At 65.6% G+C, this 20,005-nt stretch carries 15 protein-coding genes; 5 read left to right on the forward strand and 10 right to left on the reverse strand.

All coding sequences use genetic code 11. The features are described 5' to 3' along the window. Window positions 1-3: 3 nt before the first annotated feature. The 3 genes from AC5RU7_RS07045 to AC5RU7_RS07055 are packed head-to-tail and all read right to left on the reverse strand — an operon-like array spanning window position 4 to window position 3,209. The gene (locus tag AC5RU7_RS07045; protein WP_494009983.1) at window positions 4-921 is read right to left on the reverse strand and encodes a carbohydrate ABC transporter permease; all 918 of its coding nucleotides are present in this window, start codon (window positions 919-921) and stop codon (window positions 4-6) included. Then, on the reverse strand, window positions 918-1,871 hold the full coding sequence (locus tag AC5RU7_RS07050; protein ID WP_494009982.1) for a carbohydrate ABC transporter permease: 954 nt from the start codon (window positions 1,869-1,871) through the stop codon (window positions 918-920). Before AC5RU7_RS07050 ends, AC5RU7_RS07045 begins: the two co-directional genes overlap by 4 nt. A gap of 48 nt (window positions 1,872-1,919) precedes the next feature. Further along, window positions 1,920-3,209, reverse strand: coding sequence for an ABC transporter substrate-binding protein (locus tag AC5RU7_RS07055; protein WP_494051670.1), 1,290 nt, complete (start codon window positions 3,207-3,209; stop codon window positions 1,920-1,922). A 175-nt stretch (window positions 3,210-3,384) separates the two neighbouring features. On the opposite strand from AC5RU7_RS07055, the gene AC5RU7_RS07060 reads away from it, so the two are divergent. Next, entirely contained in the window at window positions 3,385-5,403 is a 2,019-nt protein-coding gene (locus tag AC5RU7_RS07060) for a beta-galactosidase (RefSeq protein ID WP_494051671.1), read from the forward strand. A 162-nt stretch (window positions 5,404-5,565) separates the two neighbouring features. Here the strand turns inward: AC5RU7_RS07060 and AC5RU7_RS07065 are convergent, their stop codons facing one another. The 3 genes from AC5RU7_RS07065 to AC5RU7_RS07075 form a co-directional block, all read right to left on the reverse strand. Continuing rightward, on the reverse strand, window positions 5,566-6,921 hold the full coding sequence (locus AC5RU7_RS07065) for an ABC transporter substrate-binding protein (protein WP_494051672.1): 1,356 nt from the start codon (window positions 6,919-6,921) through the stop codon (window positions 5,566-5,568). A gap of 268 nt (window positions 6,922-7,189) precedes the next feature. Then, a complete protein-coding gene (locus AC5RU7_RS07070; protein WP_009358525.1) occupies window positions 7,190-8,131 on the reverse strand; it encodes a carbohydrate ABC transporter permease in 942 nt (313 codons plus the stop codon). Continuing rightward, entirely contained in the window at window positions 8,121-9,065 is a 945-nt protein-coding gene (locus AC5RU7_RS07075) for a carbohydrate ABC transporter permease (protein ID WP_494051673.1), read from the reverse strand. The genes AC5RU7_RS07070 and AC5RU7_RS07075 overlap by 11 nt, the downstream gene beginning before the upstream one ends. Before the next feature lie 362 nt (window positions 9,066-9,427). Here AC5RU7_RS07075 and AC5RU7_RS07080 point away from each other — a divergent pair, with 362 nt between their 5' ends. The 4 genes from AC5RU7_RS07080 to AC5RU7_RS07095 are packed head-to-tail and all read left to right on the forward strand — an operon-like array spanning window position 9,428 to window position 15,178. Further along, window positions 9,428-10,723: an ABC transporter substrate-binding protein gene (locus AC5RU7_RS07080; protein WP_494051674.1), complete on the forward strand. Its 1,296-nt coding sequence runs from the start codon at window positions 9,428-9,430 to the stop codon at window positions 10,721-10,723. Window positions 10,724-10,764: 41 nt separating this feature from the next. Continuing rightward, entirely contained in the window at window positions 10,765-11,907 is a 1,143-nt protein-coding gene (locus AC5RU7_RS07085) for an acetylxylan esterase (protein WP_494051675.1), read from the forward strand. A gap of 32 nt (window positions 11,908-11,939) precedes the next feature. Next, window positions 11,940-14,012: a DUF6807 family protein gene (locus tag AC5RU7_RS07090; protein WP_494051676.1), complete on the forward strand. Its 2,073-nt coding sequence runs from the start codon at window positions 11,940-11,942 to the stop codon at window positions 14,010-14,012. After that, window positions 14,009-15,178, forward strand: coding sequence for a M24 family metallopeptidase (locus AC5RU7_RS07095; protein WP_494051677.1), 1,170 nt, complete (start codon window positions 14,009-14,011; stop codon window positions 15,176-15,178). Before AC5RU7_RS07090 ends, AC5RU7_RS07095 begins: the two co-directional genes overlap by 4 nt. 361 nt (window positions 15,179-15,539) lie before the next feature. Here the strand turns inward: AC5RU7_RS07095 and AC5RU7_RS07100 are convergent, their stop codons facing one another. The 4 genes from AC5RU7_RS07100 to AC5RU7_RS07115 are packed head-to-tail and all read right to left on the reverse strand — an operon-like array spanning window position 15,540 to window position 19,996. Then, complete coding sequence (locus AC5RU7_RS07100; protein ID WP_494051678.1) at window positions 15,540-16,991, reverse strand: aldehyde dehydrogenase (NADP(+)); 1,452 nt, start codon at window positions 16,989-16,991, stop codon at window positions 15,540-15,542. A gap of 34 nt (window positions 16,992-17,025) precedes the next feature. After that, on the reverse strand, window positions 17,026-18,129 hold the full coding sequence (locus AC5RU7_RS07105) for a mandelate racemase/muconate lactonizing enzyme family protein (RefSeq protein ID WP_494051679.1): 1,104 nt from the start codon (window positions 18,127-18,129) through the stop codon (window positions 17,026-17,028). After that, complete coding sequence (locus AC5RU7_RS07110; protein ID WP_494051680.1) at window positions 18,129-19,034, reverse strand: 5-dehydro-4-deoxyglucarate dehydratase; 906 nt, start codon at window positions 19,032-19,034, stop codon at window positions 18,129-18,131. Before AC5RU7_RS07110 ends, AC5RU7_RS07105 begins: the two co-directional genes overlap by 1 nt. Continuing rightward, a complete protein-coding gene (locus AC5RU7_RS07115) occupies window positions 19,031-19,996 on the reverse strand; it encodes an NAD-dependent epimerase/dehydratase family protein (RefSeq protein WP_494051681.1) in 966 nt (321 codons plus the stop codon). Before AC5RU7_RS07115 ends, AC5RU7_RS07110 begins: the two co-directional genes overlap by 4 nt. Window positions 19,997-20,005: the final 9 nt, after the last annotated feature.

A 20,005-nucleotide genomic window follows, 5' to 3' on the forward strand; every position in this document is an offset into this window, starting at 1 on the left:
CCGTCAGCCCTTCAGGCCCTGGGTGGAGACGCCCTCAACAATGTACCGCTGGAACACAAGGAAGAAGATCAGTACCGGCAGCAGGGCCAGCACGGACATGGCGATCATGGCACCGTAGTCGGAGCTCTGCGTCTGGTCCACGAAGAGGCGCAGCGCCAGCGGCAGCGGGTACTTCTCCGGGGTGTTCAGGTAGAGCAACGGGCCAAGGAAGTCGTTCCAGCTCCAGATGAAGGAGAAGATTGAGGTGGAGATCAGCGCCGGTTTCATCAGCGGCAGCATGATGGAGGTGAAGATCCTCGCGTGGCCGGCGCCGTCGATCCTTGCGGCCTCGTCCAGCTCACCGGGCAGGTTTCGCATGAACTGGACCATCAGGAACACGAAGAACGCGTCAGCGGCCAGGAACTTGCCGATCAGCAGCGGCACGTAGGTGTCCACCAGGCCAAGCTGCTGGAACACAATGTACTGCGGGATGATCACCACGTGGAACGGCAGGAGCAGGGTGGCGATCATCATGCCGAAGAATACGCCGCGGCCGGGGAAGTTGATCCTGGCGAACGCGTAGGCCGACACGGACGCGGAGAGGATCGTGCCTACCACTGCCCCGATGGCAAGGATCAACGAGTTGGTGAAGAACTGCACAGTGGACACACCGCCGATCCCCTCCATTGCGGTGACGAAGTTGTCGAAGCTGAAGTTGTTCGACCACAGAGACGTGTTCGCACCACCGATTTCCGAGTTCGGCTTGAACGACGAGGCGATCATCCACAGGCCCGGATAGAGCACAATCGCGGTGAGGAGGAGGGTTGCGGCATGAAAGGCCAGGCTCTTGGCCCGCTTCGCACCCGCCGACTCGGATTTCGGGTTGTAGACCGGCACCGGTGCGTCCGGGGCGGACTGGGTGGGGGTTGCCATGGTTGTCATTTTGCATCACCGCTGTAGTGGACCCAGGACTTGGACGTGCGGAAAAAGATCAGGGTGATGATGCCGACGACGATCACCAGCAGCCAGGCCATCGCCGAGGCGTAGCCCATCCGGAAGTCGCTGAAGCCCCGCAGGTAGAGGTAGAGGGTGTAGAAGAGGGTGGAACCGGCCGGACCGCCGTCACCGTTGGAGATGATGTAGGCCGAGGCGAAGATCTGGAACGCGTGGATGGTTTCCATCAGCAGGTTGAAGAAGATCACCGGGGAGAGCATGGGCCAGGTGATGTTGAAGAACTTCCGCACCGGGCCTGCACCGTCCATCGACGCTGCCTCGTAGAGCTCGTTGGGGATCTGCTTGAGCCCGGCGAGGAAGATCACCATCGGGGCGCCGAACTGCCACACGGTCAGCAGGATGAACATCGGCATGGTCATCGCCGGGTTTCCCACCCAGCCGCCGAGGTTGATTCCGAAGAAGGACAGGCCCTGGTCCACCGGACCCGAGTCGCCGAACATCGCCTTCCACACAATAGCAATGGAGACCGACGCGCCGATCAGTGACGGTGCGTAAAAGGCGGAGCGGTAGAAGCCCTGGCCGCGGCGCTTGCTGTTCAGCAGCATCGCCACTGCCAGCGCGGCAGCGAGCTTCAACGGAGTACCGAACACCACGTAGCTGACGGTCACGCCGACGGACTGCAGGAACCGTTCGTCCTGGAAGAGGCTGGCGTAGTTGTCCAGGCCGATCCACTTGGGCGGTTCGAACAGGTTGTAGTTGGTGAAGGACAGGTACAGCGAGGAAATCATGGGCCCAACAGTGAGGGCGATGAATCCGAGCAGCCAGGGCAGCAGGAAGGTGTAGCCAGCGCGGGCATCCGCTCCCCGCTGCCGCGACTTGCGCGGCTGCGGGGAGGCGGTTTGCGTCGAACGCCTGCTCATTGTTGGGCTTTGAGTCACGAGTTCATTCCGTCAGTTGTGAACGTCCTGGTCAGGCGATGCGCCTGCTCAGGCATTCTGCTTGATGAGGTCTTCGGCTTCCTTGAACCAGCTGTCGGCAGCAGCGTTGACGTCCAGCTTGCCGTAGTTCAGCTCCGAGGCGATCCGGCCGAACGATGCTTCCAATGTGCCGAAGCCCACGATGGGCGGCTCCGGAGCGTCCTTGAGGTACTGTTCGATGGACTTTTCGTAATCGACAACCAGCTTGTCTGTGCCTTCGAAGGTGGTGCCGTCACGCTGGGTCTTGGACGCCGGCACGCCACGTGAAGTCTTGAAGATCTGGCCCACCTCGGGGTCGTTGACCATGAAGTCGATGAACCGGGCTGCAGCGTCCTTGAACTTGGTCTTGGCGCTGGCCACCATCAGCATGGAGGGCTTCAGGAACAGGCCCAGGTTGTCCGGGTCGTCAGAGGGAACCGGAACCAGCCTGAGTTCCTTCGCTCCGCTGTCGCCGAGGTAGCCGGCCATAAAGTTGTCCCAAGTAACCTCGGAGACAGTCACATTGGAGCCCAGTGCCGACTTGGGCTTGAGCTGGGTCACCCGCTCTTCAGGGACGATGGCGGGCGTGCCGCGGAGGTCGGCGGTGAGGTTCCACCACTTCTTCAGGTCATCCTTGCTGAAGCCGAGCTTGCCGTCCTCGGTGAAGGCCTCGATGTTGTTCTGGCGGAGCCAGATGTTGAACATCCACCAGACACCGGTGTAATCAGTGGAACCGAACAACGCGCCGTTGCTCTTGCTGCCCACCTCGGTGAGGAAAGCGTTGAATTCCTCATAGGTCCACTTGCCGGTGGGCTCCGCGATACCGAGGGGAGCCAACTTGGCGGGGTCGTAGTAGACCGCGAAGGCGTTGGTGCTGGTGGGGATGCCGTAGGTCTTGCCCTTGATCTGGCCGGAAGGCAGGAGGGATTTCTCGAAGGCGTCCGTGTTGATGTTGACGGTGCCCAGGTCCAGGAGCTGGTTGCGCTGGCCGTAGTCACGCAGGTAGGAAAGGTCCCACTGCATGACGTCCGGCAGGCCGCCGCCGGCAGCCTCGGTGGCACGCTTCTGCCAGTAGCTGGGAAAATCGGTGAAGTTGCCGTTGACCTTGATGTCCGGGTTCTTCGATTCGAACAGGGCAATGGCCTTGCGGGTCCGCTCTGCGCGGTCGTCGTTGCCCCACCAGGTGTAGTTGATGGTAACGGGGTTCTCGGCGGAACCGGTCTGTCCGGAAGTGCTGGACCCGGTGCCGCACGCAGCCAGAACGCCGGCGGATGCTGTGCCGACGGCGACGGTGGTGAGGAAATGCCTTCTGTTGATCACGGGAGCCTCCTTGCTCGATGTGTGCAATCCCTGATCTCATCTACAACGCGAGTAGTGAGCTGGCTTACACGGCTTCTGAAACGATACAATATAGCCATTCCCCCATTTGGGCAAGCGTTTTCCAAACATCTGACGTTCCGTCATGTTCCAGCCCCGCAGCAGACATAGGAGTCCCATGACAATCCAGGCAACTTCCGGCCCGGCCAGCGTTTGGAGCAACGTCGAAGGCATTGCCTTCGGCGGTGACTACAACCCGGAGCAGTGGCCCGTCAGCGTGCGGCTGGAGGATCTGGAACTGATGCAGGAAGCCGGCGTGAACTTCCTCAGCGTCGGGATCTTCTCCTGGGCACTGCTCGAGCCTACTGAAGGGCACTACGATTTCGGCTGGCTCGACGAGGTGCTGGGCAACCTCGCGGGCATCGGCGTCAAGGTGGCCCTGGCCACCGCCACCGCCGCTCCCCCGGCCTGGCTGGTCCGCAAACACCCCGAAATCCTGCCGGTCACGGCTGACGGAACAGTGCTGGGACCGGGCTCGCGGCGGCACTACACGCCGTCGTCGGCCGCTTACCGTCGGTACGCCAAGGGCATTACCCGGGCGCTGGCAGAACGCTACAAGGACCACCCGGCACTGGCACTCTGGCACGTGGACAACGAACTGGGCTGCCATGTTTCCGCTTTCTACGGCGAGGAGGACGCGGCAGCATTCCGCGTGTGGCTGGAGCGCCGTTACGGAAGCATCGAGGCGTTGAACGCCGCCTGGGGCACGGCATTCTGGAGCCAGAACTACGCATCGTTCGAGGAGATCCTGCCTCCCGGCGTCGCTCCCAGCACACTGAACCCCGGCCAGCAGCTGGACTTCCAGCGGTTTAACTCGTGGGTCCTGATGGACTACTACCGCGACCTCGTGGCCGTCCTGCGTGAAGTGACCCCCAACGTTCCCTGCACCACCAACCTGATGGCATCGAGTGCCACAAAGGCCATGGACTACTTCGACTGGGCCAGGGACCTGGATGTCATTGCCAACGACCACTACCTGGTGGCCGCGGATCCGGAACGCCACGTAGAACTCGCGTTCAGCGCGGACCTCACCCGTGGAATCGCGGGTGGCGAACCGTGGATCCTGATGGAACATTCGACGTCGGCCGTCAACTGGCAGCCGCGCAACCAGCCAAAGCTGCCGGGCGAGATGCTCCGCAATTCCCTCGCCCACGTGGGGCGCGGGGCGGACGCCGTGATGTTCTTCCAGTGGCGGCAAAGTTTTGCCGGATCGGAGAAGTTCCACTCGGCCATGGTGCCGCACGGCGGGCGCGACACGCGGGTCTGGCGCGAGGTGGTGGACCTGGGCGCCGCCCTGAAACTGCTCGAGCCCGTCCGCGGCTCCCGCGTGGAGTCCCGGGCGGCCATCGTTTTTGACTACGAGGCCTGGTGGGCCAGCGAAATCGATTCCAAGCCCAGCATTGATGTCCGGTACCTGGACCTGCTGCGGGCCTTCCACCGCTCCCTGTTCCTGCGGGGAGTCTCCGTGGACATGGTGCATCCCTCTGCGTCGCTTGAGGGCTACGATCTGGTCCTCGTCTGCACGCTGTACTCGGTCACCGATGATGCCGCAGCCAATATTGCCTCTGCCGCTTCGGCCGGCGCCACCGTGCTGGTCAGCTACTTCAGCGGGATCGTGGACGAGAAGGACCATGTCCGGCTGGGAGGCTACCCGGGAGCCTTCCGCGAGCTGCTGGGGGTGCGGGTGGAGGAATTCCATCCCCTGCTCGAAGGTTCCCGGCTGAAGCTGAGCGACGGCACCGTAGCGTCCGTGTGGAGCGAGCACGTGCACGCTGTGGACGCCGAAACCGTCCAGACCTTTACCGAATACCCCCTGGAGGGCGTCCCGTCCCTGACCCGGCGGACTGTCGGCAGGGGCACTGCGTGGTACCTGGCCACTTTCCCCGACCCGGACGGCATCGAGGCTGTGGTGGACCGGCTCCTTGCCGATTCCGGCGTTGCACCCGCCGCCGTGGCCGACACCGGCGTGGAGGTGGTGCGGCGCCGCTCTGCCGACGGTGGGAGCTTCCTGTTCGCGATCAACCACACCCGCTCCGGTGCCTCAGTGCAGGCATCGGGGAGGGACCTTCTGACGGGTGATGCATTCTCCGGAATTGTGCCTGCAGGCGGAGTGGCGGTGATCGCCGAGGAGGGCTGAGGCGGGCGGGTCATCCAGCCGGCGTCATCCACGCCTTCAAACAGCTCCGTCCCGGGAGGAACCGGTGGTTCCTGCCGGGACGGAGCTGCCACCCGCCGTCGGACGCTGTGGGCGGAGGAGGCATCCACCCAACTGTCCGGAGCCGTGTTGGCGGTGTGAGGTCTAGCTGCTGATGGCCGACTTCATTTCGTCATGGGCCTTCTTGCCTGCTTCTTCCGGGGACAGCCGTTCGAAGAGGACTTCCGAGGTGTACCGCTTGATGATCTCCTGGATGGAGCCTGCGCCCTTTGGCGGCGGTGCCGGAGCCTCGCCAAGTTCGTCCTTGATCTGGTCGATGAACTTGACCACCTTGACGTCGGCGGGGGTCAGCTTGGATTCGATGGCTGCCCGGACTTCGGAGTTCGGGTAGACACCGCGGTCAGCCAGGAGGGCTTCACCGGCTTTGACGTCGTTCGCGAGGAAGTTGATGAACTTGGCCACTTCCTCAGGGTGCTTGGTGCGTGAGGAGGCTGACCAGAACTGGGATGCCTTGTACCAGAGCCCGGCATCGGCGGCGTCACCGGTCTTGGTGGGGAACCGCAGGATCTTCAGGTCGCCACCGGAGGCCTTTTCCAGTGCGGGCGCCTGGTTGGACCACCAGAAGGCCAGGGCGTTCTTGCCCGTCGCCAGTCCGCTCTGGTCCAGCGGTGCGGCTTCGGCCTCAACCACCTCGGATGCGGTCGGCACTGCCTTCTTCTCGCTCAGCTGCTTCAGGTTGTCCCACCAGGCGGCGATATCGGCCGGCTCAAAGCCCAGCTTCCCGTCCGACGTGTAGAGGGACTTGCCGTCCTGGCGGAGCCAGACACCCAGCGAGGCCTCATCGGTGCCATATGCCGCAGCGCCGTAGGTGCCCTTCGGCGACTTCTCCGTTATTTCCGCGGCGATACGTCCGAAGTCCTCCCAGGTCCAGGTGGAGTCATCCGGCAGCGGGACACCGGCGGCTTCGAAGACAGCCGGGTTGGCCAGGATGGTGGCGGCATTGATACCGGCGGCAATGCCCGTCAGCCCGTCCTCGCTCTTGCCGGCGTTCAGGGCGGCTTCGTCGAGCTTGGACGTGTCAATGTCGTACTTCGACAGGTCAAGGAGGGCGCCGCGGCTCGAGTACTCGGTGATGTACTTCTCGTCCATCTGGATGATGTCCGGGGCGTCATTGGCCGCCACCTGGGTGGCCAGCTTGTCCCAGTAGCCGCTCCAGTCGCCAAACTCCGGCTTGATCTTGATGTTCGGGTTCTCGGCTTCGAACTGCTTGATGGCTTCCTGGGTCAGCTGGGCGCGCTTGTCACCGCCCCACCAGGAAAAGCGCAGTTCAACAGGGCCGTCGGCACTTTGCGCGGTATCTCCGCCGCCGCATGCACTGAGGGCCACGACGACGGCGGCAGCCGCGGCCGCCACGCCCGTCTTGCGGATGCGGCGGGCTGCGCCGGAGGATGAATTTTCTGCCTGCCTCTCAGCAGATGCAGAACGGGGGAAAAACGGCACTTGGTACTCCGATCTTCTTTGATCTTGGTGCTGGGGATGGTGTGGTCTTGGTTTCGCTATGCAGGAATAGGGGGAACGGTATCTTCTGGCGGGAAAACGCTTTCTGAACCTAATGCTATAAGTGTGTGACTTGTAATACAAGACCTTGTGCGGAGAGTTTCAGGATGCCGGAAAGGACAGCCGAACGGCCCGCCGCAGGGACGGGCCGCTCGGGCTTAACGCCGCCCGGTGCAGAACCGCGGTCCTGGGATTCTGCGGCAGCGCGGGGCTACTTGATGCCCGTGGTGGCGATGCCCTTGATAAGGAACCGCTGGCCGAACAGGAACACCAGGAACACCGGCAGGAGGGACACGATGGACATGGCGAACAATGATCCCCAGCTGGTTGCGGACTGGGAGTCCACGAACGCACGCAGGGCCACGGGCACCGTGAACATGTCCGGATCGGTGAGGTAGATCAGGGCGCCGAAGAAGTCGTTCCAGGTCCAGATGAAGGTGAAGATGGTGGTGGTGGCCAGGGCCGGCACCATCAGCGGCAGGATGACCCGCAGGAAGATGCGGGGGTGGCCGGCGCCGTCGATCCGGGCGGCTTCATCGAGTTCCCGGGGAATACCTCGAATGAACTGGACCATCAAAAAGACGAAGAACGCGTCCGTGGCGAGCAGCTTGGGCACCAGCAGCGGCCAGAAGGTGTTCACCCAGCCGATCTGCGAGAACAGGATGTACTGCGGAACGATTACCACGTGGAAGGGAAGCATGATGGTCAGCAGCATGATGCCGAAGAACAGCTTCTTCCCCGTGAACTGCAGGCGGGCGAAGGCGTAGGCGGCCATGGAGCAGGAAATCAGGTTGCCCAGGATCGAGCCAATCACCACGATGGCCGAGTTGATCATGTAATGCCCGAACGGGTGCGTCAGGGCGGACCAGCCGTCCGTGTAGTTGCTCATTTCCAGGCTGTTCAGCCACAGGCCGGGCTCCCGGAAGATCATCTCGTTGGGGCGGAGCGAGGAGACCACCATCCAAAGGAGGGGGTAGATCATCAGGCCGCCGGCGAGGATCAGGATGCCGTGCTTCATCAGGGACTTGCCGCGCTGGGCCCGGCTGAAGGCCAGGGTCCCGCGGGACTCGCGGGGCTTGCGGTGGTTCGTAGGCTTACCGGCATTCCCGGACTTCTTGTCCGATGCGGGCAGCGTCTCCAGGTTAGTCGTCATAGAAAACCCAATACTTAGAAGCGATGAAGTTGATGGCGGTGAAGACGCCGATGATGACCAGCAGGAACCATGCCATGGCCGACGCGTAGCCCATATCGAACTGGCCGAAGCCCTTTTGGTAGAGATACAGCGTGAAGAACATCGTGGAGTCCGAAGGACCACCGTTGCCGCCGGAGACGATGAACGCCTGGGTGAACGACTGGAACGAACCGATGATCTGCAGAACCAGGTTGAAGAAGATGATGGGGCTCAGCATGGGCATGGTGATCCGCCAGAACTGCTGGAGCGTGGTGGCGCCATCCACCTTGGCGGCCTCGTAGTACATGTGCGGGATCTGGCGCAGGCCGGCCAGGAAGATGATCATGGGGGCGCCGAACGTCCAGACGTGCAGCAGGATGATCGACCCCAGTGCAGTGCTGGGATCCGAGATCCACCCCGGCCCCTGGATGCCGAACATCGCCAGGACCTGGTTGACCAGGCCGGTGGTGCCGAAGATCTGCTTCCAGAGGATGGCCACGGCCACCGAACCGCCAAGCAGGGACGGCAGGTAGAACACCGAGCGGTAGAACGGCAGTCCGCGCAGGCCCTTATCCAGGACCAGGGCGATCAGCAGAGCGACGGCGAGCTGCAGCGGAACACCGACAAAGACGTAGGTGAACGTCACACCGAGTGAGTTGTGCAGCCGGGCATCGGTCAGCATCCGGGTGAAGTTGTCCAGCCCGGTCCATTCCGGCGGCTGGAGCAGGTTGTAGTCCGTGAAGGACAGATAGAGGGACATCAGCATGGGGCCGATGGTGATGGCTACCAGGCCCACCAGCCACGGCAGCAGGAAGATGTACGCGGCCTTGTTGTCGCGACCGTTCGCCCTCTTCTCCTCGGCGGTGGCTTTGCCCTTCCGCCGGGACAGCGAGCTCAATTCACTGATCGCGCTCACTGCAGGTGCCCCGCCCGGTATGGGCCGGCTGCGGCCGGCCGAATTGCCGGCCGCAGGGCCCTGGGTTTGTGCTTCGCGGCCATATGGTCTCCTTTGGTCATCGTGGCCTCCACGTTCTTGTCATCGCGGTGCGATGGTTGCGGGCACCTGTGGCGCCGGTGGCGAAGGCGAGCCCGCAAGAACTGCGGAACACGCTTGCCGGGCGCCGCCCGAGGTGCTGGTTGAAAGCGGCTCGCTACCAAAGTAAACGGTTTCTTGACTGATGTATAGCCCTTTGCTAATTTTTGAGAAAGCGTTTTCTGTAACCGGCATCACTCAACTCTAGAACAGCAGCTCTGGAACACCAGCAAAGGGGCAGGACCATGAAGTTTCTTCCAAAAAGGTCAGTACTAGGGATGGCGGCGGCCACTGCCAGCTTGGCCTTGGCCCTGACCGGCTGCGGCAGCAACACCCAGGCCGGAAAGGTGGGCACCGAGGAGGACCCGGTAACCATCCGCTTCGCCTGGTGGGGCAACGACTCCCGCGCCAAAACGACGCTCGAGGTCATCCAAGATTTTGAAGCCGCCAATCCCACCATCAAAGTCCAGGGTGAGAACACCGAATTCAGCTCCTACTGGGACAAAATGGCCACCCAGATCGCCGGGGGAACCACTCCTGATGTCTTCGCCATGAGCGGCTCGTACCCCAGCGAGTACGCCTCCCGGGGCGTGCTGCTTGACCTGGACACGGTAAAGGACCAGCTCGACACTTCGAAGTTCGCCGAAGGAACTGTGGATTTGGGCAAGATCGACGGCAAGCAGTACACCATCACCGCCGGCGTGAATGCCATGTCCATGGTGCTGGACCCCACTGTCTTCGAGGCAGCCGGCGTCCCCCTCCCGGATGACGAAACCTGGACCTGGGATGATTACGTCGACATTGCCGCGGAGATCACCGCAAAGTCTCCCGCCGGCACCTTCGGCACCACGCCGATGTCCAACGACTCATTCGTTGCCGTCTGGGCCCGCCAAAACGGCGAGGAGCTCTACACGGAGGACGGAAAGAAGATGGCCATCAGCGAGGACACGCTCACCAAATGGTTCGAGCTCAATAAGAAGCTGATGGACACCGGAGGAGCGCCCTCCGCGTCGCAGACGGTGGAGGACGGCTCGGCCCAGCCCGAGATGACCCTCATGGGCCAGGGCAAGCAGGCCATGAAGATTTCATGGAGCAACCAGATGACCTCATACTCCGGCGCTCCGCTGATGATGGTGAAGCTCCCCGGCGAAAGCAAGCAGCCCGGCACCTGGCTCCGTTCTTCCATGGAGTACGCCATCTCCGCGAAGTCGGCGCAGTCCAAGGAAGCCGCACTCTTCATCAACTACCTGGTCAACAATATGGACGCTGCCAGCAAGATCAAGAGCGACCGCGGCATGCCCGCCAACACCGAACTGAAGGCCGGCATCACTCCCCTGCTGAAGGAAACCCAGCAGAAGGAGGCCACCTACCTGGACCGGATCGCAGAGATGAAGATTGATCCGCCGAAGCCGTTCCCGGCAGGATCCTCCGCCACCATGGAAGTATTGAACCGTTACAACACCGACGTTCTTTTCGGGAAGGTCTCCCCGCGGGATGCCGCCAAAGGCGTCATCAACGAGGTCAACTCAAACCTGGGCTGACCCCCTCCAGGCAGAACCATCCAAAGGAAGGAGGCAGGCCAGTGGACACCGCTGCACGCCCCAGCGCCATCGGCGGGTACGAGGACTGGCCTGCCTACATCCGCGAACAGCCACGCTTCGCCGCTGCGACGCCCGGCCGCCAGGAGCTTGCCGATGCCCTGGGAGTTCCCGGCGCGTCCGGCCCGCCCGGTGTGACGGTGGAGTGGGAGAAAACGTACGACGGCGTCACCACCTCCCAGCTCAGCTGGCAGTTGGGCTTCGGCCCCCGGACCAGGGGCTGGCTGGTGAGGCCTGCCGGCGAAACCGGCGAACTGCCCGGAGTCCTGGCGCTCCACTGCCATGGCGGCAACAAATTCGGCGGCGCGGACCGGCTGGTCGAACTGCCGGACAGCCACCCGTCCGCCGCTGCCGCCCGGGCCGGGCATTATGACGGCCGTGCCCTGGCAACAGAGACCGCCCGGAAGGGGTTCGCCGTCCTGGCCCACGACACGTTCGCCTGGGGCAGCCGGCGCTTCGACCTCGCCACTCCCCCATGGCGGACCGCCGCCGCGCTGGAGGCGCGGCGGGCGCAGTGGCGCCAGGACGGCGTCGTGCCCTCCCAGGCGGATGACTACAACGCCGCCGCAGGGTTCCACGAGGAGACCGTTGCCAAGACCGCCGGGCTGCTGGGCACGAGCCTGGCCGGCATGGTGGCACACGACGACCTCGCTGCGCTGGACATCCTCGCGCACCTTCCCGGCGTGGACCCGGACCGGCTGGGGTGCCTGGGTTTCTCCGGCGGCGGCGGACGGTCCTTGGCCCTCGCCGCACTCAGCCCACAGATCCGGGCGTCGGTGGTGACCTGCATGATGACCACGTTCCAGTCGCTCCTGCCGGCCTACCTGGACGTCCACTCCTGGCTGCTGCAGACACCCGGGCTGTGGAAACTTGGTGACTGGCCCGAACTGACAGCCCGATCGGACGCTTCGTTCCTGGTGCAGTACGCCCTGGCCGATGAACTCTTTCCCAAAGAGGGGATGCGCGAAGCCCACCGGATCCTGGAATCGCTGCACAATACAAGCCAAGGCACCGCATCCCCGTACACGGGCAGCTTCTGGCCCGGCGGCCATGTGTTCACTGCCGCCATGCAGGAAGAAGCCACAGACTTCCTGGCCGCCACCCTCGCCCTCAAGACATACGCCTAATCCCTCAACACCCCAGCCTGTAAGGATCCTTGATGACTCAACACTCCGCCACTGCCGAACAAGGCCACAGCATTCCGGGTGCCGCGCCTGTTCCGGCTGCCGTTCCGCGCATCGCCCTGGTGGGCGTCCACGGCTTTGGCGAGCGGCACCTGGCCAACCTCGCCCGGCTGGAAGAAGCCGGCGTCCTGGAACTTGTGGCGGTGGCTGATCCCAACCCTCCGGCACCGGGCCAGCTCAAGGACTCGGTAGCCGTCTTTCCCGACCTGGACAGGCTGCTCGCCGCACAGTCGGCTGCCAACGCGCCTGCCGACGTCGTCATCCTTGCCACGCCCATCCAGACGCACGCGCCGCTGGCACTTGCCGCCCTCCACACAGGCATGGACGTTTACGTGGAAAAGCCGCCGGTGTCCTCGCTGGCCCAGTTCCAAGAGGTACTCGCCGCCGCGGATGCCGCAGGACGGCTGGTCCAGGTCGGTTTCCAGAGCCTTGGCTCGCAGGCCCTGCCTGCCATCCGCCGCCTGGTGGAGTCAGGCGGCATCGGAAACGTCCTGGGCTTCAGCGCCAAGGGCCGGTGGGTCCGGACCAAGGCATACTTCAAGCGCTCCCGCTGGGCAGGAAAGCGGAGCCTGGACGGCACCGACGTGGTGGACGGCGTGGCCACCAACGCACTCGCCCATGCCGTAGCCACGGCACTGCACCTGGCCGGGGCACACACGGTGGCCGATGTCGCTGTCGTGGAAACAGACCTGTACCGGGCCCACGACACCGAAAGCGATGACACCTCGGTGATCCGCGTCCGCACCGCGCAGGGAACCACCCTCCTCTGCGGCCTGACCCTCTGCGCACCGGAACAGCAGGATCCTTCGGTGACCGTGCACGGAACCCTGGGCGAGGTGACCCTGTTCTACACGCGGGACGAGGTGGTCATCACCACCCCCGACGGCGAGCGTCGGGAGGCCTACGGCCGCACGGACCTGCTGGAAAACCTCCTCGAGGCCCGGTCCACGGGCGCACCGCTGCTCTGTTCGCTGCCGGATACCGGCGCGTTCACCACTGTGCTGGAAGCCATCCGTACCTCCCCCGCGCCGCAGGCCATCGGGCAGGAACACATCACGTGGGAGGGTGCGGGCGAGGACGCGCACCCCGTGGTGCACGGCATCGCGGACCTTATCGAGCGTGCATCCAAGGCGCAGGCCACGTTTGCCGAGCTCGGCGTCCCCTGGGCCCGCCGGCTTCCGCCGGTCCGGTCGCTGACCGTTGACGGCACGGCGGTAGCGGATTACCAGGACGGCAGCCACATCCGTGCGGTGTCCTCCCCCCGCCCCTACCTGCACCCGGTCCGCACGCTCGGTGGCACCGTGGTGACGGACCACCAGCCGTTGGACCACGTGTGGCACCTGGGCGTCGGCGTGGCGCTGCAGGATGTGGAAGGCGTCAACTTCTGGGGCGGCCGCACCTACACCCGGGAGGCCGGCCAGTACATCTGGCGGCCGGACCACGGCAGCATCGCCGTTACCGAGACGCCGGTTGGAGAAACCGCGGCCACTCCCGGCAGCCCGGGCAGGCTGCGGGAGCGCCTCAGCTGGAACGGCCCGGACGGCGCCCCTGTCCTGGCCGAGGACCGCACGTGGACCTGGGCCGGCGTCGGCCCCTCCGTCTGGAGCCTGTCCCTCGAGTTCGCCTTGTCCCCCGCCGTGAGCAAGCCGGTCAGCCTGGGCAGCCCCGGATCCAACGGCCGCCACGAGGGCGGCTACGGCGGCTTCTTCTGGCGACTGCCGGAATGCAAGGACGCCACCGTATGGACGCCCGCCGGCAGCGGGGAAGCCGGAGTGCATGGCAGCGTGACCCGCTGGCTCGCCTGGGCAGGAAAGTTCGACGGCGGAAAGGACGCCACCCTGGTTTTCGTGGCGCCGCGCGACGCCACGGACCCATGGTTCGTCCGCGTGGACGGCTATCCGGGCGTGGGCCAGTCACTCGCCTGGGATGCACCTGTCATCGCTGAACCCGGCAAGCCGGTGCACCGGAAAGTCACCGTCTTTGTGGCCGACGGCATCCTGGCCACATCCGATATCAACGCTTTGATCAACCAGGGGGACCCCGCATGACCCAGACAACCGCCGCAGCCGCCCCGCCGGCAGTCCCGGCATCCGCCACCGGCCAGGCCGGTTTAACGGCCACCTGCGACGCCCGGGTTGCGCCCGCTTCCGCTGCAGACCGGGAGGTCAAGCGCCGCCGGGTGCTGGACATCCTGGATGCCGCCGGGCGGGATTCGCTGCTGCTGACCACGCACACGGCGCTGACCTGGTACCTGGACGGCAGCCGCGTCCACATCAGCCTGGCCGGCGACCCCATCGCCGCCGTGCTGGTGGACCGGACGGGCGACCACCTGGTGACCTTCAACAACGAGGCCGGGCGCATTGCGGCCGAGGAGCTCCCGGCGGGCGTCACCCTGCACACCGTCCCCTGGTACGGGAACCTGCACGAGGCTGCCGCCGCCGTCGGAACGTCCGCCGCAGCCGGGCAGCAGCCGCTGGCCGAGGCTGAGGTCGCGGCCCAACTGCGGGCCGCCCGCCAGCAGCTGCTGCCGGGCGAAAGTGCCCGTTACGCCCGGCTCAGCGGTGAGCTGGCGGCGATCATGACCGACGTGCTGTCCGCAGCCCGGCCGGACACCACCGAATTCGGGCTGGTCTCGAAACTGGCTGAACGTGTGGTGGCTGCGGGGGCCGAGCCGCTGGTCCTGCTGTGCAACGGCAGTTCCCGGAGCGATTTCCGCCACCCGCTGGCCACCAACTCCCCCCTCGGCCGGCGGGCCATGGCCGTGGTCTGCGCCCGACGCGACGGGCTGGTAGCCAACATCACCCGCTGGGTGCGGTTCGACGCCGGAACCGCCGAAGAACGCGACGCCGAGTCCCGGATCGCCGCGGTGGAGGCGGACATCTTCGATGCCACGGTCCCCGGCGCGCGGCTGGACCGGATCTTCACAGAAATCAAGGCCGCCTACACCCGGCACGGCTTCGGCACTGACCAGTGGGAACAGCACCACCAGGGCGGATCCGCCGGTTACGCCGGCCGTGACCCCCGCGTCACGTCGTCCGCCACCGACACCGTGGTGCTGGCCCAGACCTTCACCTGGAACCCCTCCGGCCCCAGGGTGAAGATCGAGGACACCGTGCAGCTCACCGAATCCGGGCTGCAGGTCCTGACGGTGGATCCCCGCTGGCCGACGGCCGCCGTGAACGGGCTGCAGCGCCCCGTGACGCTCCAGCTCTAAGCCTGACGACAAATGACCCCGCGGCCGTTGGTCCCGGGGTCATTTGCCTGCCGGTGACTCTCTCCATCGACGCGCAAATTCAGTGTCGACCCGCGTGTACCCTGGCGCACCCCATATTTGGGCACGGCAGGGAATCTCCGCGTCAGAGGAAATTTTCCGCGTCGGCAAGAGCCCGGCATCCCTACAACGCGCGCTCAGTTATGGCGGTCTTTTCTGTGACGCGAGCTCACTTATGGCGGCTCTCCCCGACGCTCTCCCCCATCCTGCATAGAACCCCAAAACGCTCCCGCAGTTGGGGCCGGAACTCCGGCCGCAACTGCGGGAGCGTTTGTGGTCATCCCACATCAAGTGAGAGAGCCTCTTATGGAAGCACCAGTTCCCCGTCCACCCGGCGCGGGATGCGCAGCGGGTTGTCCTCGTGCAGGGCGGGGTGCAGCACGGATTCCGGGGCGTCCTGGTAGGCGACCGGGCGCTGGAACCGGCGGACCGCCGTCGCACCCACCGAGGTGAACAGCGACGTGGTGGCCGGGTACGGCCCGCCGTGCTGTTGGGCCCAGTTCACTGCTACGCCGGTGGGCCAGCCGTCGAACAGGACGCGGCCTGCCAGGTTGGACAGCTGCTCCGCCAGCGCGTCGATGTCGTCGCCGGGCTGGGCGTGCAGAGTGGCAGTGAGGCTGCCGGGCACCTTGGCCAGCACCGCGGACAGCTCGGCCGGGTCCCTGTATTCAATCAACATGGTGGTGGGGCCGAAGCACTCCTCCAGCAGTTGTTCAGGCCGTTCCAGCACTGCGGCCGCGGAAGTGGAGAAAACCACTGGCGCTGCACCGTTGGCGGCGGCGTCCTGGTCCACGCTGCCACTGACCACCTCAACCCCGGGCACGGACGCGAAGCTGCGCAGTCCGTCGGGGTAGGCCTCGGCGATCCTGCTGGTCAGCATGCCGGCTGCGGGCTTGTCCTTGCTGGCCTCCGCCACTTCCCGGGCAAAGGTTGATCCTGCCGGGATGAAGACCAGGCCGGGCTTGGTGCAGAACTGGCCGGCGCCAAGGGTGAAGGAAGCGGCCAGTCCGGCGGCGAGCCGGCCGCTGCGTTCGGCCAGTGCTGCCGGCGTGATCACCACCGGATTGAGACTCCCCAACTCTCCGTAGAACGGAATCGGATCCGGGCGTGAGGTTGCGAGGTCGAACAGCGCGCGCCCGCCGGGGATGGACCCGGTGAAGCCCACTGCCTTGATGGCTGGGTCCTGGACCAGTGCGGTGCCCACTTCCCGGCCGCTGACCAGCGCGAACAGGCCCGCGGGTGCACCCGCGGCATGGAGCGCCTCCGCCACGATCTCCGCCGTTCGCTCCGACAGCCGCAGGTGGCCGGAGTGGGCCTTGACGATGACGGAGCAGCCCACTGCCAGGGCGGAGGCGGTGTCGCCGCCGGCCACCGAGAAGGCGAAGGGGAAGTTGGAGGCCGAGAAGACGGCCACCGGCCCGATGGGGCGCAGGATGCGGCGGAGGTCCGGCCTTGGTGGGGTGGCGGCCGGGTCGGCGTGGTCGATGACGGCCTCCAGGTAGGAGCCCTCCGTGATGACTCGGGCGAAGAGCCGCAGCTGCCCGGTGGTCCGGGCGACCTCGCCGGTCAGGCGGGCGCTGCCCAGGCTGGTCTCCCCGTCAGCGATCTCCACCAGTTCGGCGGCGTTGGCGTCGAGCGCATCAGCGACGGCGGTGAGCCAGCTTGCCCGTTCGGCATCGGAGGCCGCGGCGGAGATTTTGGCTGCAGCTGTGGCAGCGGTTGTGACTTCGGACAGGGAAAGCGTTGCAGTTGTCACGTCGGATACCTGTTCGTTGTATGTGCGTTCATGGTTACAGCCCTTCCCGGAAGCGAAAGCCGAGCCCCGGCTGGCCGGTCAGCGCCACCCGGCTGTCGCTGAAGCGCACCGGCGACGGCCCGTCCAGGATGCCCAGTTGCTCGAATGATGCTTCCTCCACGTCCTCCACCAGGGTGGGTTCGGCAAGGGTGAGCGCCAACTGCCCGGAGAGCTCGGGAAGCAGGTGGGGCATCACCCGGATGCTGTTGGTCCGGGCCAGCTCAACAATCCGGCGGAACGGGGTGATCCCGCCAACCCGGATGATGTTGGGCTGGATGATGTCCACCGCTTCCGCCTCTATGAAATCGCGGAAGCGGTAGATGGTGTGCAGGTTTTCGCCGAGGGCAATCGGAACCGGGGAATGCTTCCGGAGCCGGCGGTAGGCCCACAGGTCGTCGGCGCGGATGGGCTCCTCCAGCCATTCGAGGCCGAATTCGGACAGGACATCCAGGGCCCGGAAGGTGGTGGGCAGGTCCCAGCGCTGGTTCGCGTCGATCATGAGTTTGCGGTGCGGGCCCAGGACGGAGCGGACAGCCTGCACCCGCTCGTAGTCTTCCCGGAGGTCCGGCTTGCCCACCTTGATCTTGACTGCCTGGTGCCCGGCCGCCACCCACCGTTCGGCCTGCGAAACCAGCTCGTCCAGGGTGTAGTGCAAATTCACCCCGGACCCGTAGACCTCGGCGGATTCCTGCCGCCGGCCAATCAGGCCGGTGACGGTGGTTCCCGCTTGTCGGGCTTGCAGGTCCCACAGGGCCAGGTCCACGCCGGACATGGCAATGGTGGTGAGCCCTCCCCCGCCCGCTTCATGCAGGCGCTTCCAGAGTGCATCCCACACGGCCTCGGGCTGCGCGGGCAGCCCGGTGACGAATGGGGCGATGTCGTAGTCCAGCAACGCCTTGACCGCCTGCGGGCCAATGGTGGGCGTCCAGGAGAAACCATGCCCCGCACCGCCGTCGTCCGTCTGGATCTCGGTGACGATCACGTGGTTTTCCGGCGCCTCGGCGCCCCAGTGCCGCCGCAGGGGCACCGTGAGGAGCCTGCTGCTGAGCCCGGTGATCCGGGGAACGGTACGGACGGCCTCCGTTGCGGGGGCGCTCATCAGCGTCCGGCCAGCTCGTAGCCCCTGGCAAGGATGGCCTTGAGCTCCAGTTCCTGGTCCTCGGTTGGGTCCACCAGCGGCGGGCGCACGGACCCGACAGGAAGCCCACCCAGCCGCAGCCCGGCCTTGATGAGTGACACACCGAAGCCGGGGGTCTGGTCGCGGAGGCGGACCAGGGGCGCATAGAAGCCCTCGAGCAGGGCGTTGCGGCGTTCTTCCTCCCCGGAAACATAGGCGTCGTAGTAGGCCTTGGCGATTTCCGGTGCCATGGCGAACGCCGCGGAGGAGTACAGCGGGATGCCGAGGCCGCGGTAGGCACCCTGGGTCAGTTCGGCGGTGAGCAGGCCGTTGAAGAAGGCGAAGTCGTCCCGGCCGGCCGCCTTGACGACGGAGACGATCTCCTGCGCCAGGCCAACGTCGCCCAGGCCGTCCTTGAAGCCGATGACCTTGGGGTTGGATGCCAGCCGTGCCATGGAGGCCGCCGTGAACTTGGCGTTGCCGCGGTGGTAGACGATGACGGGCAGGCTGCTGGCCGCAGCCACGGCTTCTATGTAGGCAACGAGCCCGTCGGTGGGGCCGGTCACCAGGTAGGGCGGCAGCACCAGAAGGGCATCGGCCCCGGCTTCCTCGGCCGCGGGGGCGGCGGCGAGTGCGTGGCCCAGCGGTCCGCCGGCTCCGGCGACAACCGGAACCTGTCCGGCCACGACCTCGACGGCGGCCGCCACCACGGTGCGGACCTCGTCAATGCTGAGGGCATGGAATTCCCCGGTGCCGCAGGCGGGGAACACGCCGCCGGGGCCGTAGGGCAGCCGGGAGCTGATGTGCTCCTTGAGCAGTTCCGTGTCCACGGCGCCTTCGGGCGTAAAGGGGGTGACGGGGAAGAAGAGTACGCCGTCGAATTTCATGTTGTCTCCTTGGCTCCGGTGCCGGCAGTCACCAGCGCGGAGGTCTCGTCGTTGAGGGTGGGATGGGACTTGAGTTCTGTACGCCAGCTCCGCTTGGGCTGCCAGCCCAGGAGTGCTTGGGCTTTGGCGATGGAGAAGGCGGGGCTGGTGCCGGTGAGGCCTGCGCTGAGCGCCTCGCTGCCGGGCAGGAAGCGGGGCATGAGGTCCGCCAGGGGCGCCGTTGCCAGTGCGTCCGCCGCCCCCACGAAGAAGGTTTCCCCGTTCGGAATGGACTCCATCTTCTGCAGCAGCAGGTCAAGGAAGTCGGCCACGTCACGGGCATCCACGTAGTTGAACAGGGCCGGGGCGGACAGGGCCGGATCTGCCAGCCGCTCGGCGACCGTGTGGCCCTGCTGGGTAGGTGCTCCGTCCCATTCCTCGGGCGAAATCACATAGCAGGGGCGGAAAGCCGCGTAGCGGATCTTCTCCCCCTGGCCCGCGGCGAACATCTGCACCGTCTGTTCCGCGATCAGCTTGGACAGCGCGTAGGCGTTCCACGGTTTTGCCGGTGTCCGCTCGTCGAGCGGGAACGACGGCGGCAGCCAGCCGGCCGGTGAGCCGTAGCCCAGGACGGTGGGGCTGCTGGCGGTGACGATTTTCGGCACCCCAACTTCCGTGGCCGCACTGATGACGGCGAAGGCGAGCCTGGTGTTCGTGCTGAAGATGACGTCCTCCGGCGCGCTGAAAGGTACGGCGATGGCTGCCAGGTGGATGACGGCGTCGGGCTTTGCTTCCCGGAGCAGGCGCTGGGCCTCACCGGGTGCCAGGAGGTCCGCGGTTTCCTGGACGGTGCCGGCCGGCAACTGTCCGGCGGGCACGGCGTCGCGGTCCACCGAAATGACGTGGTGGCCGGCTTCGGCGAGCCCCGCCACCACGCTGCGTCCCAGCCGGCCGGCGCCGCCGGTGACAAAGATCCTGCTCATGGTTGTTTC

The sequence above is a fragment of the Arthrobacter sp. K410C genome, assembly GCF_059090105.1.